The organism is Limnospira sp. (assembly GCF_051859755.1).
Taxonomy (GTDB): domain Bacteria; phylum Cyanobacteriota; class Cyanobacteriia; order Cyanobacteriales; family Microcoleaceae; genus Limnospira; species Limnospira fusiformis.
The window spans coordinates 1-3,610 of the sequence record NZ_JBIMLI010000248.1 but is presented as its reverse complement, the minus strand read 5'-3'; the positions used below and the strand labels follow the sequence as shown (position 1 = coordinate 3,610).

Sequence of the window (3,610 nt, the reverse complement as noted above, 5' to 3'; positions counted from 1 at the left end):
CTAATTATCGGTGGGTGGGGGCGGGTTTATCAAAATTCCGGTGGGGAAGTTTCATTGACGGCAGAACCCGCCCCTACATTATTGGTGGGTGGGGGCGGGTTTAGTTAAATTCCGGTGGGGAAGTTTCATTGGCGGCAGAACCCGCCCCTACATTATCGGTGGGTGGGGGCGGGTTTAGTTAAATTCCGGTGGGGAAGTTTCATTGGCGGCAGAACCCGCCCCTACGGCTTTTTCGGGTGGGGGCGGGTTTAGTTAAATTCCGGTGGGGAAGTTTCATTGACGGCAGAACCCGCCCCTACGGCTTTTTCGGGTGGGGGTGGTGAAGTTTAATTAACTAGGGAATGGCAGGATTTTTGTGTGAACGATAATTGCTGTTTTTGATATGCTAAGTTAAGGCTATATTCCTAAAGTTTTAGCAATCCGATCGCGACTTTTGGCTAAATGTGCTATACTATAGGCATCCAGACGATCGCTACGACGTTTAACTAGGTAGTCTAGGGATTCTTCTAACTGCTTAAACTGAAACCAGGCTAAGGTCTGTGCATCTTGGGGGGCGGGGGTATTTCCTAATACTATATCAGTCATTAAATCTAGATAAACTTGTTGTAGCGATCGACGCACCGGACCGATAGATATTTGTTTTTCGCTAGTCCATAGTTCCGACCAGATACTATTTGTTAGCATTTCCAATAATTCGGGTATGGTTAAAGCATTACCAGGAGAGGTTTTAAATTCCAAATCCCGCAACCGAGTTAACCTCGCCGGTGAAAGTAGTTCGGATAAAATGCGGTTTTGGACCCACCCAATGCGATCGCTAATAGGATAATCTAAGGAAGCAAAACGATTAGGATTTCCCCAATCAGACCATCGAGAAGGAACTAAGCGATTTAACAGATTCGGAGAAAAATTAAAAGCATCTTCAGCAAATACATATTTGGCTAAAAGTTGCAAAGCCTCTCGTTGCTGAGTTACTGGAATCGGCTCTAAAGGTAAAGAACTGCCACTATTACCAATGCGGTAACGATGGAAAGACTGACCACCTATATATGGTATAGCATTAGCTGCATTATTAGCATAATAACTCAAAATTGTGTTAAAAGCTATCAGCAGTTGGTCAGATTCTTGGCTGCTAGGAAATGAACGAGTTTCTAACCTATCCCATATATATTGGGCATTGTCTAATTGCCATTGGGAATAGCGTAACATATCACTACTAAGATCCCATGGTAGCGCCTCGGGGTCAAGAAAAATTCCCCATACATCCTCATCGGTTGCAAATGCTAGATCTGGCTCAGTTGCCCGTGCTACAATTTCCTGTAATTGGCGAGACTCTAAATAAGGTGTCATATCTAAAATGGGTTGATATCCATATTGAATCGCCCATTGATCATAAGCGCCTAAAACCACGGGAAAATAATCGCCCTGGGGTTGTCCTGGGGGGGCTAAATTCACTGGTAAATAATCCATTACTGAGGCGGTCATTCCCCTAGTGCGGGTAATATCGCGATCGTTTAATTCCTCTGGTGTTAGCATGGTACTACCCCGGAAATTGTGTCTTAAACCCAAAGTATGACCAATTTCATGGGCGGTTAAATAACGCAAATATTGATTAATATACTCATCTATAGAATCTTGGTGAAATCTAGGGTTAACGGACATGGCGATCGCACCAATAGCCAATTGGCGAGTAGATTCTACCTCAAAACAAAAATGCTCCAATGCTATTAAATATTCCTGATTATTAGGGGTGGGTTGTTGCCAATTTCGCCCTAATAAACCATCCTGACATTGTGCAGAACTACCCTCGACTAAAATTTCCTGTCTTTGTCGCAAGCTGTCAATGGCTTGACTTTCAATCACCATATCTGCATCTAAAATTTGACCGGTTAAAGGGTTAACATGGGAAGGACCGTAACCACTGAAAGGCGAGTTAAAAGATGTAGACCAGCGAATGGTATTATAACGGACATCGGCGGGATCCCAGGTAGCATTGTCCGGCATTTGTCGCACTTCGATCGCATTCATAAAACCCACCTTTTCAAAGGCTTTATTCCACATCAAAGCGCCTTCGGCAATAGCTTGACGGTATGCTAAAGGAATGGTATTTTCTAGCCAAAATACAATCGGTTCTACTGGTGCTGACAAGGGCGCACTAGGGATTTGTTTTTGTAAATTCCATCGGTTAATATAGCGCACCATTGCCCCTGTTCGGGTAGGGTTAGAAACATCCCGATAAATCGTTGTAAAATAGCCGATTCGTTCATCAGCTAGGCGAGTGCGGTAGCTGTGATCATCAGGAAGGGCGAGAAAACTGTAACGAATTTTTAGGTTAAATGCACGCCTATCAGAAATAGCTGGGCTATGAGGTACTAGGTTTCTCCCCACGGCTGTAAACCCTAATACTGATGCGACTTCGACATTATTGGGAAATGCTTTGAGACCCGAAATATAGGATTTATCAGCATCAAAATTGTAGTTATTTTGTAAACTGAATAACAGTTGAGAAACGACTCCCGAAAATTCGTTATTTCCTACTAAAACTGGGCTGAAATCTACTAAAATACTCTGTCTTTCAGGATGGGTAGCCATGACAGGTAGGGAGTATAAAACTGAATCCCTAAAAGCGCGGTCTATGGCTGCGGCCTGGGTTTCTTGGGGATTGAACCGAAAGTTGATATTAGGAATTAATAATTCTATCCGGTTGGAAACAGAACGCAGTTTAAACAGGAAACTTCCTAAATCTTGACCACTCCAAAAGTTACTATTTTCTAACCCAGACTCAAGGCTAATAAAACACAGAAAATTTTGCTCAAGCTGTTGGGGTTGAATTTCCAGATAAACCTGTCTAGTTTCGGGTTTGTGATAGAGAGTAAACAACCCGACCAATTGTTCTGTTCCCTGGATGATACCATCAAAATCGGCAGGTTGTGTCTGTTGCTGTGATATCTGAAATGGAGCGATCGCCAAAGATTTGGGGATTTGTGCGATCGCTTTATTCCACCCCATTGTCACCATAACAAATGAGAGCAACAAAATTATCAGATATCGGCTTAATCTTCTCATCAACCATTAGGTGTTCTGAGATCGTATTGTTCTAACTTCTGCTCAAAAATCTCAGACGCTTGTTCAGCAGGTATATCCAACATTTGCCACAAATGGGTCAAAAACTCTCGTTCCTTAATAGACAAGACCCCATCAACTAATAACAAATCGCTAACTACTGTAAACACAGTTTCCTGAAGTTGTACAGGTAAAAACTCACGAGCGATCGCCAACAGAGAGTAAGTCCCCTTGAGAGATAGTAACTCAAATAACTTTTCGACTAAATTAGTCAGCTTGGGCTGAGAATATCCGTTAAACAGGGGAAGTTCCGACAATAAAACTATAATCCGTTCCCTTTCCTGGGCGCACAGATAGCCGTCAGCACAGATAGCACTAACTGCGATCGCCGCAAACGCCTCCGGGGTAGACAGAGAAATCCGCGTTTCATCCTGTCCTTTAAAGATTTTGTTGAGTATGCTCATCAGAAACCCACTGATACATTTACGCGACATTTTTCCGGTTGTTCCCGGACAATGCAACGATAGCACTATTACCCGTTAAGGTAACA

The 3,610-nt window shown here is 43.1% G+C and carries 2 protein-coding genes and 1 pseudogene; all 3 read right to left on the bottom strand.

What is annotated here, in order from left to right; all coding sequences use genetic code 11:
• Nucleotides 1-396 precede the first annotated feature (396 nt).
• Nucleotides 397-3,006 (bottom strand): zinc-dependent metalloprotease, encoded by a 2,610-nt coding sequence (locus ACTIE0_RS23395; RefSeq protein WP_235720269.1) that lies wholly within the window; start codon nucleotides 3,004-3,006, stop codon nucleotides 397-399.
• 56 nt (nucleotides 3,007-3,062) lie between these two features.
• A complete protein-coding gene (locus ACTIE0_RS23390) occupies nucleotides 3,063-3,524 on the bottom strand; it encodes a tellurite resistance TerB family protein (protein ID WP_008056207.1) in 462 nt (153 codons plus the stop codon).
• A gap of 19 nt (nucleotides 3,525-3,543) precedes the next feature.
• Nucleotides 3,544-3,610: pseudogene (locus ACTIE0_RS23385) on the bottom strand (zinc ribbon domain-containing protein); the annotation flags it as partial.